Origin of the sequence: Ancylobacter dichloromethanicus (assembly GCF_018390645.1) — a bacterium.
Lineage (GTDB): Bacteria > Pseudomonadota > Alphaproteobacteria > Rhizobiales > Xanthobacteraceae > Ancylobacter > Ancylobacter dichloromethanicus.
In genome coordinates this window covers 60269-76497 of record NZ_JAHBGC010000050.1, presented here as the reverse complement: position 1 = coordinate 76497, position 16229 = coordinate 60269, and the positions used below count along the sequence as shown (strand labels likewise).

The following is a 16229-nucleotide window of genomic DNA, read 5'->3' as shown; positions in this document are numbered from 1 at the left end:
GGGGGCCCGGCGACCTTCTGTTCCCGCGATCGCCGCCCGGCCAACGCGGTTATCCCGGCAGCTTGCTCGAGCGCGATTGCCGGGCGAGGCGTCGGTCGGCCTGATTCTTCTTGTCGATGGCAGAGACGACCTCGTCATAATCGACGCCGTTCTTCCTGAGAGCACGCCGCGCGTCGTCAACCTCGAAGCCGAGCAACTCGAGGACGCTCATATTGAGGCTCGAGGCGATGCGCTCCATCGTCTTCAACGTCGGATTCCCGATCCCCCGAAGGATCGTGTAATAGGTCCCGCGCGCCAATCCTGTCTTCGGCAGGAACGCCTCCATTCCGCCATTCTCGCTCTCGAGCTGCTGAAGCCGGATCGCCAGCATCTCATTCAGGATGGAGTGATCGACGGGCAGCGGCTTGCGGGCGGGGGGCATGGGAGGGCAGGTGCTCCAAGGCTCGGAATTGAGCCGAGCGCGGATCATACAACATCTCCATCATCTGGTATATTGAACGTTATCAGAATCCCGCCTAACCCCTTGAAACGAATCGCCTTGAAACACCTGGGACCGGCGTGTCCTCCGATCTACGATCTGCGCCCGCCTCCGAACGCGCCAGCAGCCTCAAGGGCTCGACGCCGGCGCGTTCGGCGATCAGCTCGATGTAATCCAGGCTCGGATTCGCATTCGGCGTCATCAGGTGGAAGTAACTTGAGCTCGCCAGACCGAGCTGCGCGGCAAAGGCCTTGCGGCTGAGGCCGCTCGCGCATCGGATCGCCTCGATCGACGCCTGAAAGGTCCGAAGCAGCGTACGACCCTCGGCCGCCTGCGCGGCCTTCCGGCGACAGTCTTTGGTTCTCATCGGCGCGTCCTCGCACATAGAATCCCGGGTCGGGCTGCGACCCTCCGCGCAGCCCGACAACGCGCACGCCAGCACGTTGGACTGACGTTCTGACATTCAATATAATGTACGGATTCGGTTTCAACGGAAGAGGTGCGCTCGGACAAAGAAAAACCCGGCAGAGCCGGGTCTCTCAGACGATGGACGGGCCGACGATTGCCGTCGTCAGCGGTGCCCGAAAACACACCAGCATCCTAGCCCCCGCCATCCGACAGTTCAAGAGGCCTGCGTTTTCACGCCACGGTCTTTGTTTGCCCCGCGCTCTCGCAAAGAGAGGACGCGAATGCAGATGCTTGGCCAAATCCCAACGACACCCTTCGGGCGGCGGGCGCTGTCGCGCGCCGTCGTCAACACGCAGCGCCTCGTGAAGGAGTGCCCCGATGGCAAACCCGTCCACAAGTGGCAGGTGTTTCGGCTCATCTGCGAGGCGAAGGCGACGCTCGAGGTCTCCGATCGCGCGCTGGCGGTGTTGGACGCACTGCTGACGTTCCATCCCGACACGGTGCTGGTGTCAGGAGCCGGCGACCTCGTCGTCTTCCCATCGAACAGGGCGCTGATGTTGCGGGCTCACGGCATCGCGCCCTCGACGCTGCGCCGCCATCTCGCCGTGCTGGTCGAGTCCGGACTGATCCTGCGGCGCGACAGCCCGAACGGCAAGCGTTTCGCGCGCAAGGGCGCCGCCGGCGAAGTCGAACAGGCGTTCGGCTTCGATCTCGGCCCGCTCATCGCCCGGGCCGACGAGTTCGCCGCCCTGGCCGAGACCATTCGCGCCGAGCGACGGGCGCTCGCTCTCGCGCGCCAGGCCGTCACGCTCTGCCGACGCGACATCGCCAAGATGATCGCGACGGGGATCGAGGAGCGCGTACCGGCCGATTGGCCCGGTCTGCATCGCAGCTTCATCGATATTCTCAGGTCTATCCCGCGCCGTGTGGATCTAGAGGCGCTGGAGCCGATCGCGGATGCACTGGCGGTGCTGGCCGCAACCATCCTCACAGCGTTGGAACAGCACGTAAAACCAGCGGAATCAGGCGCCACAGAGTCCCGTTCCGAGCACCATATACAGAGTTCAAACACCGAAACCTCGATTGAACCTGAACCTGGCTTTCTCGAAAGCCGGGCGGCGAGGTCGGAGCCAGACCCCAAACCGATGAGGTCGGGGGAAATGGCGTTTCCGCTGGGCATGGTGCTGGAGGCCTGTCCGGACCTTGCCGACTATGCCCGACACGAGATTTCGCACTGGCGCGACTTCATCGCGACCGCCGCTGTGATCCGGCCGATGCTCGGGATCAGCCCGAGTGCTTGGGCCGATGCCTGTGCGGTGCTGGGCGAGGTGCAGGCCTGCATCGTTGTCGCTGCCATATTGCAGCGCGCGTCCGCGATCAAAAGCCCGGGCGGCTATCTGCGAGCCCTGACGCGACGGTCGCAGGTTGGATCGTTCTCGCTGGGCCCGATGCTGATGGCGCTGATCTCCACGCGAAAGCGGGACACCGGAACCCGGCGCGTAGCGGGATGACCGACCATCGATATACGGCCATCTGTTCGAGGTCGCCGGCTGTTCCAAGCTGATCCGCTGGCGCCGGCCGCGGACCGTGGTCGGATCTTGGCCCGTGGGACTGGATCTATCGCCACATGCTCGACCACCTCAGGTGTGCGCGCCCGTCCATTCGGTGCTCCTGTGAGCACCGCTCCACGACCCTGGGGCGGGTAGTTGGCACCACGCTATTCGTCGTCGTCCCGCAAGGCTGCCTCGTAGTCCTGACCGCCATAAAAGACGCCAATGATATTTACGGTATCGTCCGACACCTCAAACAGAATGGTCACGCGCCGCCGATAACCAAGCGTCCGCAGGCCCGGCCGAAGATCGTCGCGCCGCGTGCCTCGGTGCGGGAAGGTCCACAGGTTCTCGCAATAGTCCACGATGGAATCGACATATCGCGCCGCCACGGTGGGCGATCCTACCCCGGCGATATGGGCTTCCAGCTCGTCAAGCTGGTTGAGAGCTTCCGGGGTGAAACGAACGGTATGGGTCACGCTGAGGCTGGCCGCCTGCGCTTGGCCGCAAGATGCTCGCGCACCTGGTCCACGCCCAACGCCCGGCTCGGATCGGCCTTCAGTTTGTCATAGGCGGCGACGCCTTCCGTGCGCAACCAGCTCTCAAGGGCCTTGTCGCGCGCCTGCAAGGCGCGCAGGCCGTCGCGGATAACCTCGCTCTCGCTGGCATACTCGCCCGATGAAACCTTGGTCTTGACCATCTGCGCCATTTCGTTCGGCAACGTGACGCTGAACTGCTGTGTGCTGCGCATGGGAATCTCCCGTGTTGGATGGTGCTCAGTAGGATTGAACACTACATATAAAGTCCCGACCGGGAAACACCATAGCCCGCGCTTTCATGCTTGCATGATTTCCCGCAAGCCCCTCTCTCCCGCCTTGTCGCCCGAGCAGAACGCGCACGCGCACCACCTCATCAACGAGGACAAGAAGCTGGTGGCCGAAGTTGCCGGGCTCCTGGGTGTGCACCGCGCGACCGCCAAAGCTCGATAGAGGGGCCGAAGCGGAGGCCACGCGCCTTGGCGGCGAAGGAGACCGCACACCTTCGTTGAGCTACGGTCTTCGAGAGTGTCCAGTTATCCCGTCGTTACCGTTGTTTTCTGGCGGCTGTCCAGTCGCGGCACGCGACCGGAGCGCAGCGGAGCAGGCCCGGAGCCGGACCGCGCTTTCATATAGCGCTGTAGGTACGGCGGAGGGCCTGTGGTCAGGCGCCGCGCGGGGGCGGCAGGTGTCATATCCGTTTCAGGTGATCGTGAAGAATGCGATCGATCACACGCAGCGGATGGGTCCGCTCTTCAGCCGCGATCCGCCCTTGCAACCTGAGGCGCGACGCAGGACCGGATGTGTCCCGTTGCGGCAGTGTTGTTATGCGTCCGAGAGCCGTCAATGCGGGGGGAACGGAGCACCATCCGAGCAAGTCCGACCCCCGCTCTTCTTGGATGGCTCCCTGGTCCGGCTCCGGACCTTTCACGATCAACGAATGCGAGGAGATCTGCGGCCTGTCGCGCTACTGGCAATCGTCATTCAATTGCATTACATTGCAGCGGTAGCAAGGGAGATCGACATGGCCGCCAATGCCCTGGTTCAGACCCGCATCGACGCAGACGTGAGGGACCGAGCCTCCGCTGTGCTCGAAAGCATGGGCCTGACCGTATCCGACGCGGTACGCATCCTTCTGACCCGGACCGCCAATGAAGGCGCGCTGCCGCTCGAGCTGGTCAGCAACAGCGAGGCGCATGACGCCTGGTTCCGCGCAAAGGTGCTCGAAGCACTGGCGGATAGCCGACCCGACGTTTCCGACGACGAGGTCGAGGGTCATTTCGCGGCACGGCGGGCGGCGGCCCGGCGCAAGGCCGCCTCGGCCGATTGATGAGGCTTGCCTGGTCCGCCTTCGCGCTCTCCGACCGCGACGGCATCTTCGCGCATATCGAGGCAGACAGCCCGAGAGCTGCCATCGCCGTCGACGAGAGGATCGCCGCTGCAGCGCGCCGGCTCGTCGAGTTCCCGGAAAGCGGAAGGCCCGGCCGCGTCGCAGGCACCCGCGAACTCGTGATCTCCGGCACGCCCTATATCGCGGCCTACGCGGTGACCGAGAGCACGATCCGCATCCTGCGTGTCCTTCACGGCGCGCAAATCTGGCCAGAGGATTTCACCGGGAGCTGATACCGGATCCCCGTCTTTGCAGCGCCGGCGCGCCGTGAAGGGAGCCCGGCCGCAGCGTCGAGCCAGGCCGTCTTTCTCTCAATGACCGCCCATCATACCGGCAGTCGGGCCGCGTCAAGGAGCGCGGTGCCCCCAATTTTGACGCCGCTGCGCGACGACAAAATCGGCTCCCCCACGCGCCGGCGCTGCCGGTCGCTGCGCGATCCCTGACCCGTCCCTCCAACGCCCGGTCGGCTGCCTCCGTCATCAAGACAAAGGAGGTTCACATGACACAGCTTCTCGACATTCACGCCGAAATCAACGAGCTGCGCGCCGAGCTTGCACACTGCATCCTCACCCGCAAGGAGCGGCGGGACGGGCTCCGGCGCCTCGAAGAACTGCTCGCGGAAGCCGAGCGTCGGGGTCGCGAAGCGGAGGGGGCGTAAGCCCCCTTTTTTTGTCGGCGACGGCGTCACCGGCGGCTTATCCTCGCATGGCGTCCGGGAGAAGGCGCTGGAAGCGGTCTTCGCAGATACGGCGATGGCCCTGTGGTCAGGCGCCGCGCGGGGGTGGCAGACGTCCGATCCGTTTCAGGTGATCGTGAAGAATGCGATCGATCACGCGCAGCGGATGGGTCCGCTCTTCAGCTGCGATCTGCCGGACGACGAGGTCGATGGCGTCGGGAAGACGCAGCGCATAAGGGCGTGACGACGAGCGCTCGCCATAAGCATCGAAGGGGTTGCGCGAGATCTCCGGCTTCACCTTTGCCCTGGGCAACGGCCTCGCTGCAGCGACGGTCGCCGGCTCTCCCTGGCTGGCGCCGGCTGTCGAGGCCGGCGCGTGCGCGCGGTCTTCGTACTCCGGCGTCACGATAACTGGCTTGGAGGCCGGCTCGGCGGTTCCCACAGGGACGAGGCGCTGCGCGCGAAACGCGTCGCGGGGGAGGGCGGGGCGATCAGGGTGCTGGTCTTTTGCCGGATCGCTCATGCCGCGCTGTCGTCCTGCGTGACGCCCTGGCTAGCGGCGAGCAATTCGCGCACGACCTGATCGGCATTGTAGCGCGCCTTGCGGATCGACTCGTCCTTGTCGCTCATCTGATAGAGCGTGCCATGTCCGCTCGTCATGGTGCGATAGGTGATGCGGCGATAGAGCGCGTTGGCGCAGACGGGGACGTTCTCGGCGTTGAGATAGGCGAGGACCTCGCGCAGCGGCCGGGTATTGCGGTCGAGGCTGTCATATTCGTTGAAGAGGACGCGGTGCTGGCTCATCGGCAGCTTCGCCTCGTCGGCGTGCTGCTGGAGATTGCGGATGGTCCGAACGACCTGTGAAGCGTCGAAGGTGTGGACCTTGCAGGGCAGGACGACGAGGTCGGCGCGCAGCGCTGATTGAACCAGTACGCTGCCGTAGTAGCCGGGGGTGTCGATGACGACGACGTCATAGCCGTCGAGGCGCTCGATCGCCTGCGTCAGCGCTTTTTCGTCGGCTGCGCGCACAAGATCCACCCCTTCAGGGCTCAGGCCGCGTGCGACCGAAGAAGCGTGCCATTGATAGGAGGACCCCTGCGGGTCGGCGTCGACGATGGCGGTGGAGTAGCCATGCCTGGCGAATTCGCCGGCGAGGATAATGGCGACGGTGGTCTTGCCGCTGCCGCCTTTGGGGTTGGCGATGGCGAAGATGCTGGGCATGCGTCCCTCGGGTCAACGCGGCAATGCCGCAATGGCTCATTTCGTGAATATCAACATACATTAAAATAGACAGTCGGCAATGCCGCAAAGACCGCTTGTCGCATTGTGGCATCCCGTCATTCGCGTGGTGCGGCAATGTCGAGTGGCGACAGCGCGGTTTTGTCGAGGTGCCGTAATGCGGCAGTACCGCATTGTGTCAGTTCGCCAATAGTGGGTTCGGGAAATGCGGCATTATATCAAAGAGATAGAACAGAAATAGGTGAATGTATTATGTGTCGGCGCGGCGCTGATCTCCGTTCAGAGTGAGATGCGGCGTCAGGCGGTGTTTGAGCAGGGCGCTTCGCGCCATGCGGCCGGTGGATTCATACGGACTGCTCCTGCGGGCGTTGCCGCCCTTCATGTACAAGCTTCTTACATTCAGTGTATTAGATATTGATTGACAAGATACCGGTTTGTGGGCCAAACCCGGGGAGGCTGCTGAACGCAGCCATTGCGCTGACGCGCGCATGCTGCCGATCCTGGTCGGATCGGCAGGAGCTCGGCTCCCGGGTTGCACCCGTGAGCCGGTTCGCCGTGAAGGGAAGGGGAGGCTGGCCTTGGCCCGTTCCGCCGCAATGCCCAGACGCAAGCCCCGGCTGCGGACCGAGCTGTCCGATGCGGATGAGGCGCGCCTCGTCGAGGCGGTGGCGCTGTTTGGACTGCCGAAGGCCGAGGTGGTACGGCGGCTGATCCGGGCTTCGGTGCAGGCGGGACCGGCGCTCTCGGCCGAGAACACCAAGGCCGTCGTCGCGCTCGCCAGCCAGGTCCGCATGGTCGGCCGCAACCTGTCGCAGGTGCTGAAGGCGATCCATCGCGGCCAGGACGTGCGCATCGAGGACACCGAGCCAGTCTGGCGCGGGCTTCATGAGGTGATCGCCGCGATCAATGACGAGCTCACCGAGATGACGGTGGCCTATGGCTCAAAGCTCCGGCGCGAGGCCAAGCTCGTACTGCCGGAGGAGATCAAACCATGAGCCGCGCGGCCCAGATCGAGTGGTGGCTGGAGCAGGTGGAAGCCGCCCGCCGCTCCGTCGGCGCCGCACGTGAGGAGCGGCGCCGGCCGCGTCGGTCGGGCGCAGTCGACGATGAGCTCCGGCCGAAGGCTGCGCGGGCAGCGCCCGCGCCGGGCGCGACGCCGGCGCATGTGATCATTCGCGGCACAACGCTATCGGGCGGACTGGACGAGGAGCGGCGTCGCAGGCTGCCGGCCTCGTCCGGCGGCGGTGCCGCGCGACAGGCGGCACCGACGGCGCCCGGCTCTGCAGCCGCGCCGATCGCCGGTGGTCTTTCGGGAAACGGCGGACAGACCGGCGGATCGCTCGCCCGCGCCCGGCAGATCGCGGCAGGCTATCAGCCCGCCGTGGTCAAGGTGCTGTCCTACGCGACCGGCGTCACGCGGGCGACGAAGACTGCCCAGTACGCCCAGCGCGAGGATGTCCCGGTCGAAACTCATGACGGCCGGATCTTGTCGGATCACGAAGCGGTCGCCGACGAGATCAAGGATTGGTCGAAGGATTTCGAGAAGCGCAAGCCCAGCCATGACGTCGTCACCGTCCGCCTCAAGCTTCATGGAGTGGCTGATACGGCCGAGGGGCGTGAGACCTACGCGAAGGCTATCGCCGCCGGATTCCAGGGGCACCGTCACGCGTCCCGCCTCGACCGGCTTCCTTCCGGCGAGCTCGAGGCCCAAATCGTCACCGCCGCAGCCGGAGGACCGAAGGAGCGTTTCCGTGTTCGCGTTGAGCGGATCGGCACGGCGGAGAACGGCTTCGACCGGAAGCGGTTCGACTACCGATCCGAGGCCGTGATGAAGGCTCGCATCCATGGCGCCACGGGCATTCCCGAGCAGGCGATTTCGCTCGATCCGGGTAAGCCACAGCATGGACGCGAGGGCGTGACCTGGCAGTTGAACAGGTTGGTCGAGCGTCGGGGGCCGCTGGTCGACGACAGCGGCAGGGTCATCGGCGACGTCGCCGCCGCCCGCAACGCCGCGAAGGATTGGGGCCGCTCGCTGCGCTCGCAATCGCCCCGCGACGCGATGCACCTGATGCTGTCGTCGAAAGCTGGCCCCGACCCGGAGGCTTTGCGCCGCGCCGCGCGCAATTTCCTGCACGACCGATTCGCCGATCACCGCTTCCTGTTCGGCGTACATGTCGATCGGGAGAGCGACGGGCACATCCATATCCATGCCGTGATCACGGTGAAGAACGAATCCGGGCAGAAGATCCACCCGGGGCCGAGCGAGTTCCGCGGCTGGCGCGAAAGCTACGCGCAGCATGCGCAGGCGGAGGGCCTCAAGATCGTCGCGACCTCGGCGATGGAGCGGGCGTCGGCGCAAAGCTACGGCGCGCGCGACAAGGCGATCGTCGACGTCGCCGAGCGTCCACGTCCGGCACGCGAAGCGCGGGATCGCGCCTATGCCGGGGACCCGGCCAACCAGCGTCTCATCGACAATGCCCGGCAGCGGATCGCCGCGGCGCGGACCAATCCGATCAGGCTGCCCACCTCCGAGCCCGAGCGGCGTGTGGTCAATGAGAGCGTCGATGCCTGGAGCACGGTGGCGCGCGAGCAGCCCGATAATAGAGTGGCGAAGGACATGCTCGAAAGGCTGACGATGGCGCAGACGGTCGGCGCCATTTTGTACACCATCGGAAAGCGGGTGGATCATCTCACCAAGGAGGACCAGCACATGGCGATCACGTCGGAGCAGATGGCGAAGGATCTTCGCCTCATGAACGAGGCGGTGTCGCGCACCAGCGACCTCCTCGATGGCGAGACGAAGCAGCAGTTCCGGGAAACGTCGGCGCGCTATCTCGAGACGCTGGCCAATCGCGTCGACCTGCAGCGCGCACAGGAAAGTGGTGCGCAGCAGCTCTCGCGATCCGAAGTCGAGGCAATCGCCGGGCCCAATGCGGATCGGCTGATCGCGCACGCCCAGCAGGTTCGCGTGAAGGAAGATCGAGAAGCGGCGTCGGCCGAAAGGCTGGCCGATCGCGCGATCGAAGCCGAGCGGCGCCAGGAAGGCCGGGGCGGGCTCGGCCCGCAGTCGCAGCGTGAGCTGACGGCCGAGAGGGCAATCGTCCGAGGCTCACAACAAGCCGCAGCCCGCGAGGCGCGCGAGGCCGCCGCTGCCGTTGAAGCCGCGCGTGTGCTCGCCGAGCACCCCGTGCAGCCTTTGCCGCAAGCGCTGGTTCAGACGGACGCGCTGGCGCAGCTGAGGGCCGAGCAAGAGAAGATCGTGCGGGAGATCGAGGCGGAGCGTGCCGAGGCCCAATCCATCAAGGGGCAGCGGACTACCTGAACATCACCAATTCTGCTTTCGACTACCGGAGCAATTTAATGCGAAGCGCCATCGCGATCGCGTGAGGCTTGTTGACCGCGCCGAGCTTATCGCGGGCGGAAACAATGTGCTTGGTCACGGTCGACCTGGAAATCCCGAGGATGACGGAAATCTCCCAGTCGGTCTTGCCCTCGGATGCCCACAGGAGGCAGTCGAACTCTCTTGGCGTAACCTTGCCAATGAGACGCTTTCGGCTCTCCTTGTAGTGCAGGAGATTGCCGACAGCGTAGTTTGCGACGAAACTCAAGGCGGCGCGGCCTTCTGCGCCAATGTCGGCACGGCATCCGCCGAATGAAACAGCAGCAACACGCCCGCCAAGCATCGTCACCGGGACGACATATCCGACCCGGAGGCCAAATTCAGATGCCTCCCCTTGGATCAGCGCGACATCCTTTGGAAAATCGCAGGAGGTGTACGCCTCTTGCCAATCAAAAGGGTTTCTATCGTACTGCAATCGATGAACGATGGGATCGCGAAAGACGTAGCCTCGGTCGTTGTAGCGTCCAGCCCATTCCAAGGGAAACCGCTGGAACAGGATCCGCGACTTGATTTCCTCTGGTGACACGCGGGCAGAAGGTACTACCCCACCGAATAGCGTGCTGAACCCATAGTCTGACGCAATCTCCATCAAGCACTGCTCGACTTGGCCCGCTTCGGTCGAGCGCTCGACACGTTCAATGAACTGCCAAGTTTGGTCGAGTGCTTCGTTCAATTGCCATCGCCCTCTGCAGATAGAACTGAAATCTGCGTTGGTGGTGTTCGATCGATGCCATCTCAGCCCAACGCGCCGCGCCGCTGTCTGGTCATGGCATCTGTCCGGTTGGACGGTGTCCCGAGACTTGCAGGTGTCGATCAGTTCTCGTTGTCCAGACGAGCAGCATCCTTCGCGGTAAGAGGCTGGAACGTGGGACGGTGCCGTTTGAAGCGTGACCGCACGGGTGAGCCGTGCATGACTAAGAGCCGACTATCCCGGCTCAGACTTTGACCCGTGTTAAAGAACGCCGTCCAAGAAGCGCCCGGCAACAAGGTCTGTGGCTTGGGGGCGCGCCACGCGCCGCGCACTGCCAGCGGTTCGCCGCCATATTGTCTGACGAGATGGCGCGCTTCGCGCTTCCGGCCTCTCGATAGTTGAAGCGCACTGGAACGCCCCCGATCCTGACGGGCCGAAGATCGCCTGTCGATCTGCGCAAGCGGGATCGGGCATGGCGCGTGTAGAACGCCATGCCCGATCGTCGTCCCATTGATGTCCGAAAAGCCCGGACGGAAATCGGTGTTCAGCGTCTTCTGGCTATTCCCGTGCCAGACTGATGCGGCCATCAAGCTCGTATCGAGCAGGCGGGAGCTTGCGGCCTCAGGCCGCCTCAGCCCGCTCTGGCACGGCCAGGCCGAGCCAGTCCTTGTAGAAGGTGTCGATGTCGGGCTCGAAGTCGCGGATCACCGGATACCAGGGCGTCGGCGCCTCGACGTCATGGAGCGTGCCGCATTCCGGGCAATAATATTCGCGCAGCACCTGCCAGGTCGAGGTCTGCGCCATCAGGCGCGGATAGATTTCCTCGAGCTTCTGCTGCGTATCGCGAACATGGACCTTCGCGAAGAGCTTCCAGTTCTGGCGCCAGTCGCAGAAATCATGGCCGCATTCGCAGCGGATCTTCCATTGCTTGTTGTCCTTGCGCTGGACGATGTAGAGCTTCGGTCCGAGCGGCAGCACGATCCTGTCGTCCCAGGGCACGCGATCCTGCAGGATTTCCATGTAGGTGACGAAGCGCCCCGGATCCTTCGGCGTCGAGAGCATTTGGTGGAGCGTGTCGTGATCGATCTTGCCGTCGACCAGATCGGCGATCTTGGCGCGTGTATAGGCCATGGTGTTCCTCCGTGTTTTCTATGATTGGGAGCGTCGGGGCACAGGCGCCCGGCCTGTGCCCGCCTGCGGCTCATTCCTCGACGAACTGGACAGTCTTGACGTCCGGCAGCTCCGACACGTCCATGTGGTAATGCGAGCCGTAATGGGGGATGCCGATCTCCTCCTCCAGCAGCTTCCAGTCTTCGGGAAGGTCCCAGAACGACTTGAAGTCGGAGAGGAATTTCGGGCCGAGCTTGAAGGACGAAGCGAACATCTGCTTGACGTGGTCGCCCGCCCCCTCCTTGGCCAAGATCTTCTGCCGCTCGCCCTTCATCCAGTCGCGGGTCGGCACGGACTGGGCGATCCGCTCCTTGCGGACGGCCTTGCGCCGCGCATCCGTCGCCGCGCCGTCCAGCGCGAAGGCGCCGTCGGCGGCTTTCGTCACCACCACGCCGTAGACCTGGGAGGCGAAGCGCTCGATCAGGTAGCCGCCATTGAGATCGTCGACCACGCTTTGGGGTTCGCGGTCGATCGGATCGCCGAAGCCGGGTCCGCCGCGCATATAGTTGAGATAGAGATCGTAGTCGGCGAACATCTCCTCCGTCGTGATCGCCTGCTTGTCGCGCTTGATCACGGCATCCTTGATGAGGCCGTCCCAGACCGGGTTCTCGGGGTCGGTGTCGCCGCCGAGCGGGATCGGCGCTCCGCTGGCGATCAATTCCTTCAGCCCGGTCTGGTGGGCGGCGAAGCGGTAGCCCGAGGCTGCCGGATAGCCGCCCATCAGCCCCCAATCCGAGGACATGTGGCCGTTGCCCATGAAGAACATGGTCCAGTCCTTGGCGTTCCAGACCATGCGCAGGCTCTCGAAGCCGCAGCCGCCGCGGTACTTGCCGGCGCCGCCCGAGGAGGCCTTGATCTGGCGGCCGAGATAGACGAGCGGCTCGGCCAGCTCCCAGATCTCCATGTCGCCCATGTCGCCTTCCGGATTCCAGATGGCGGCGGCGTGCGACAGGCCGTCATGGACGGCGGTGGCGCCGGTGCCGTTGGCGGCGCATTCGAACGAGTTGACGGCGTGAATCTCGTCATACTGGTTAAAGCCACCGCCCTGGAGCCAGTTCGAGGTGTTGGCGTTGCCGGCGTTGACCTCCTCCAGATAGCCGCGCCCGTAATAGGAGCGTGACAGCCCGCGCCAAAGCGCCGTCCAGGCCGAGACCAGGAAGTGCCAGGAATAGGAGAAGGCGACGCGGCGGTCGTCCGGGTTCATCCAGGTGCCCTTGGGCAGGCGGAACTCGGTGCCGTAGGCCGCCCCGTCATTGATCATCTCGGAGGGGATCAGCGTCTGCGTCATCATCACCCAGATGCCCGAGGTGAAGCTGACCTGATGGGCGTTGTAGGTGTGCCAGCCCCAGCGGCTCGATCCCTCGAAGTCGAGCCGCCACGTCCCGTCGCCCCGGATCGTGATCTCGGAGGGTGCGTGCATGATGGTGTCGAGCTTGGCGAAGTCCGACGGGACGCGCACGTCGTCATGGGCATAGGGCACGTCGACGAAGCCGACCTGCCGGTAGGTGCCGGGAATGGTCATCGCCTTGATGCGGTTCTGAAGGCCGACACGGCCGTGCTCGACCGCCTCATAGGCGAATTTCCAGTAGTTCTCGATGCCCTCCTCGGCGATCACCTCCTCGACCAGCTTGCGGATCATGTGGCAGCCGGCGATGCGGGTGCGCTCGTCCAGCATCCAATAGCGCGTGGTGCGCACCATGCGCTGGCTCTCATGCAGCCAGTCGCGGAACAGCGTGTCGTTCTCGCCGACCCTGCGGCAGGTGATCTGATAGCCGTCGCCGAAACGCTGCACCTGGCCGGTGGACATGGAGCCCGGGCCCACCGAGCCGGTGTCGATGACGTGGGTGACGCCGCCGACCCAGCCGATCAGCTCGCCCTCCCAGAAGATCGGCACGATGGTATGGATGTCGCAGGGGTGGACGTTGCCGATCAGGCAGTCGTTGTTGCAGAAGATGTCCTTGTCGCGGACGCCGGGATTGGACTCCCAGCCGTTCTCGATCATGTATTTGATCGCCGCGCCCATCGTGCCGACGTGGATGATGATGCCGGTGGAGGTGAGGATGCTGTCGCCCGCCGCGTTGTAGAGGGTGAAGCAGAGCTCGCCCTCCTGCTCGACGATCGGCGAGGCGGCGATCTTCTTGGCGGTCTCGCGAGCGTCGACCACGCCGGCGCGAAGCCGCGAGAACAGCTTGTTGTACTGGATGGGCTGGCTGTCGCGCAGCTCCATCGTCTTAAGGCCGGCATAGTGCTTCGTCCGCTTCGTCGCCTCCATCAGGCGGTCGCGGTGCTCCTTCAAGGTCTCGCCGCCGCGCACGATGCCGCGCGTCGCGCCCTCGATGTCCTCGGATCGAACATTGACGTTCATGGCTCTGTTTCCTCAGTTCGTTGTTATGGGAGGGGCCGCGCTTAGACTTCCTTCAGGTGGAAGAGGCGATGCCCGTCGAGGAAGGTCTCGAAGCCGTCCGGGACGACGAAGGTGGTCGCGTCGGATTCGATGATGGCGGGGCCAGCGACGCGGTTGCCCGGGCGCAGGGACTCCATCCGGTAGAGCTGCGCATCGACCCAGCGCTTCTTGCGGTAGAATTTGCGCGTGCCGAGCTTGGCCTCTTCCGGCGGGGTCTCGCCTTCGAGGGGCTCCTTGGGGATCTTCGGCTTCTGGATCGGCACGGAGCCGCGCATGATCGCGCCGGTCACCGAATAGCCGAGCTCGGGCGAGCGGGCCGAGGCGGCATAGACCCGCCCGTAGGTGGTGTTGAAGGCATCCACCAATTGCCCCCAGTCGTCCGCCGTATCGGCGGAAGGCAGCGGCGATTCGATCTCCAGATCGTTGAGCTGGCCGCGATACTGCATGCGATAGCCGGGCTGCAGCGTGACCTGATCGGCGTCGTAGCCGTTCAGCTTGAACTCCTCGAGCACGTTGCGGGTCAGCTCGTCCCAGGCCGACTGGAGCGTCTTTGACGCCTGCTCCTGCTGGCCGGCCGGCGCGTCGGGCGCGAGGTTGATGTCGAGCGACTTGTCGTAGCGGTATTCGAAATCCGCAGCCGCGCAGCCGAAGGCCGAGAAGCCCGCCGCCCAGGCGGGAACGATCACGTCCTCGAAGCCGAGCCCCTCGGTGTAGCCATAGGTGTGGACCGGCCCCGCGCCGCCATAGGAGAAGCAGACGAAGCTCTGCGGCGAGTAACCCTTGGCCGAGATCATTGAGCGCAGATAGTCGCGCAGGTCGGAGTCGAGCAGCTCGATGACGCCGGCCGCGGCGTCCTCGACCGACAGGCCGAGCGGGTCGGCGACCTGCGCCTTGATGGCATCCACCGAGCGCTGTCGGTCGAGCTTGACCGCGCCGCCGAGGAAGTTGTCCGGGTTCAGATAGCCGAGCACCATGTGGCAGTCGGAAATCGTCACCGTCTCGATGCCGCTCTCCTTCCAGCACACGCCGACGCGGTAGCCGGCCGAATCCGGTCCGAGCTTGATCGCCTTGGTGTAGGGGTCGAGGCGGATGAAGGAGCCGGCCCCGGCGCCGACCGAATCCATCGCCACCAGCGGCAGCGACAGCACGAGCCGGGCCATGTCCGGGTCGTTCTTGATGGTCAGCTCGCCCTGGGTGATCAGCGCCACGTCGAAGGATGTGCCGCCGATATCCGAGCAGGCGATGTTGCCATAGCCCAGCACCTCGCCGAGATATTTGGCACCGATGACGCCGCCGATCGGGCCGGAGACGATGGTGCGGGCGAGTTCCTTGGCCTTCCAGGAGATGGTGCCGCCATGGGTCGCCATGACGCGGAAGTCGAACTTGGTGCCGTGCTCCTTGAAGGCGTCGGAGATCTTCTTCAGCGTCTGGCGCGACGGCTCGGCCGCATAGCCTTCCAGGATGGTGGTGTTGGTGCGGTGGGTCTCCTTGCGCACCGGATAATAGTCCGCCGAGGCGAAGACCGGGATCGCCTTGCCGCTCTTCGCGATCTCTTCCGTCACGATGTCGCGCACCCGGCGCTCATGATCGGCGTTCTTGTAGGAATGCAGCAGGCTGATGACGACGCCCTCGACATCGGCGGCGATCAGATCACGCGCCGCCTGGCGGGCGCTCTCCTCGCGCAGCGGGATGACCACCGTGCCGAACATGTCGATCCGCTCGACCACGCCGCGCGTCAGGTTGCGCGGCACCAGCGGCGGGTCGTAGCGGTGGGTGTTGAGGTGGATGCGGTCCTCATAGGCGTAGCCGAGATAGCACTGGATCGCCCGGCCCATGCGGTGGAAGTCTTCCATGCCGCTGTTGACGATGAGGCCGCATTTCAGGCCCTTGCGCTGGACCACGCGGTTCAGCATCGCGGTGCCGGAATAGACGCCGGTCTGAAGACCCTTCAGGCCGTCGCCGAGCGAGAGGCCCCAGGCGCCCAGGCCGTCCTCGCTTGAGGCGATCAGAGCCAACGCTTCGTTTTCCGGGGTGCTTTGCGCTTTGCCGACGACGAAATCGCCGTCGGAATCGACGAAAAACGTATCCGTCATGGTGCCGCCGGCATCGATGCCGAGCACTTGCACGCTTCTACTGTTTGGGGCGTGGATGTTCACAGGCGTCCTCCAGCTTGAGGCCGGCTTCTGACGAGCCGGACAAAAGAGGAAGCGCAGGACCCGTGCCAATTGAGGCCGGCAACAGGAGGTTTAACTTTTCAGAAACTTACCGCAGGCGCGAATAAGTCTTT

Annotated in this window: 16 protein-coding genes; 6 read left to right on the top strand and 10 right to left on the bottom strand. The window is 64.6% G+C overall.

The annotated features are described in order from the left end of the window. Positions 1-49: 49 nt before the first annotated feature. Positions 50-421: an XRE family transcriptional regulator gene (locus tag KHC23_RS21095; protein WP_213375462.1), complete on the bottom strand. Its 372-nt coding sequence runs from the start codon at positions 419-421 to the stop codon at positions 50-52. A gap of 94 nt (positions 422-515) precedes the next feature. After that, positions 516-845 (bottom strand): helix-turn-helix domain-containing protein, encoded by a 330-nt coding sequence (locus tag KHC23_RS21090; RefSeq protein WP_213375460.1) that lies wholly within the window; start codon positions 843-845, stop codon positions 516-518. Between the two features lie 328 nt (positions 846-1173). Between KHC23_RS21090 and repC the strand changes: the two genes are divergently transcribed. Further along, positions 1174-2397, top strand: coding sequence for a plasmid replication protein RepC (repC, locus tag KHC23_RS21085; RefSeq protein ID WP_213375480.1), 1224 nt, complete (start codon positions 1174-1176; stop codon positions 2395-2397). 206 nt (positions 2398-2603) lie between these two features. On the opposite strand, the gene KHC23_RS21080 is transcribed toward repC, so the two are convergent. Both KHC23_RS21080 and KHC23_RS21075 read right to left on the bottom strand, forming a co-directional pair. Beyond that, entirely contained in the window at positions 2604-2915 is a 312-nt protein-coding gene (locus tag KHC23_RS21080) for a type II toxin-antitoxin system RelE/ParE family toxin (protein ID WP_213375458.1), read from the bottom strand. After that, a complete protein-coding gene (locus KHC23_RS21075) occupies positions 2912-3187 on the bottom strand; it encodes a type II toxin-antitoxin system ParD family antitoxin (RefSeq protein ID WP_213375456.1) in 276 nt (91 codons plus the stop codon). The genes KHC23_RS21080 and KHC23_RS21075 overlap by 4 nt, the downstream gene beginning before the upstream one ends. Before the next feature lie 809 nt (positions 3188-3996). On the opposite strand from KHC23_RS21075, the gene KHC23_RS21070 reads away from it, so the two are divergent. From KHC23_RS21070 to KHC23_RS21060, 3 genes are all read left to right on the top strand, one after another. Further along, complete coding sequence (locus KHC23_RS21070) at positions 3997-4302, top strand: type II toxin-antitoxin system RelB/DinJ family antitoxin (RefSeq protein WP_213375454.1); 306 nt, start codon at positions 3997-3999, stop codon at positions 4300-4302. Continuing rightward, entirely contained in the window at positions 4302-4595 is a 294-nt protein-coding gene (locus KHC23_RS21065) for a type II toxin-antitoxin system RelE/ParE family toxin (RefSeq protein ID WP_213375452.1), read from the top strand. The genes KHC23_RS21070 and KHC23_RS21065 overlap by 1 nt, the downstream gene beginning before the upstream one ends. Positions 4596-4861: 266 nt before the next feature. Continuing rightward, on the top strand, positions 4862-5020 hold the full coding sequence (locus KHC23_RS21060) for a hypothetical protein (protein ID WP_213375450.1): 159 nt from the start codon (positions 4862-4864) through the stop codon (positions 5018-5020). A 106-nt stretch (positions 5021-5126) separates the two neighbouring features. Here KHC23_RS21060 and KHC23_RS21055 read toward each other — a convergent pair whose 3' ends face one another. Both KHC23_RS21055 and KHC23_RS21050 read right to left on the bottom strand, forming a co-directional pair. Beyond that, positions 5127-5561 carry a hypothetical protein gene (locus KHC23_RS21055; RefSeq protein WP_213375447.1) on the bottom strand — a complete coding sequence of 145 codons (435 nt, stop codon included), beginning with the start codon at positions 5559-5561 and terminating at the stop codon, positions 5127-5129. Beyond that, a complete protein-coding gene (locus KHC23_RS21050; protein ID WP_213375445.1) occupies positions 5558-6259 on the bottom strand; it encodes a ParA family protein in 702 nt (233 codons plus the stop codon). The genes KHC23_RS21055 and KHC23_RS21050 overlap by 4 nt, the downstream gene beginning before the upstream one ends. Before the next feature lie 596 nt (positions 6260-6855). On the opposite strand from KHC23_RS21050, the gene KHC23_RS21045 reads away from it, so the two are divergent. Both KHC23_RS21045 and KHC23_RS21040 read left to right on the top strand, forming a co-directional pair. Then, complete coding sequence (locus KHC23_RS21045) at positions 6856-7272, top strand: hypothetical protein (protein ID WP_213375444.1); 417 nt, start codon at positions 6856-6858, stop codon at positions 7270-7272. After that, a complete protein-coding gene (locus tag KHC23_RS21040) occupies positions 7269-9599 on the top strand; it encodes a relaxase/mobilization nuclease domain-containing protein (protein ID WP_213375443.1) in 2331 nt (776 codons plus the stop codon). The genes KHC23_RS21045 and KHC23_RS21040 overlap by 4 nt, the downstream gene beginning before the upstream one ends. Before the next feature lie 22 nt (positions 9600-9621). Here KHC23_RS21040 and KHC23_RS21035 read toward each other — a convergent pair whose 3' ends face one another. The 4 genes from KHC23_RS21035 to KHC23_RS21020 form a co-directional block, all read right to left on the bottom strand. Next, complete coding sequence (locus tag KHC23_RS21035; protein WP_246544837.1) at positions 9622-10350, bottom strand: helix-turn-helix transcriptional regulator; 729 nt, start codon at positions 10348-10350, stop codon at positions 9622-9624. 639 nt (positions 10351-10989) lie between these two features. After that, a complete protein-coding gene (locus tag KHC23_RS21030) occupies positions 10990-11499 on the bottom strand; it encodes an acetone carboxylase subunit gamma (RefSeq protein WP_213375442.1) in 510 nt (169 codons plus the stop codon). 70 nt (positions 11500-11569) lie between these two features. After that, positions 11570-13903 (bottom strand): hydantoinase B/oxoprolinase family protein, encoded by a 2334-nt coding sequence (locus KHC23_RS21025; RefSeq protein WP_213375441.1) that lies wholly within the window; start codon positions 13901-13903, stop codon positions 11570-11572. Between the two features lie 41 nt (positions 13904-13944). Next, the gene (locus KHC23_RS21020; protein ID WP_213375440.1) at positions 13945-16098 is read right to left on the bottom strand and encodes a hydantoinase/oxoprolinase family protein; all 2154 of its coding nucleotides are present in this window, start codon (positions 16096-16098) and stop codon (positions 13945-13947) included. Positions 16099-16229: the final 131 nt, after the last annotated feature.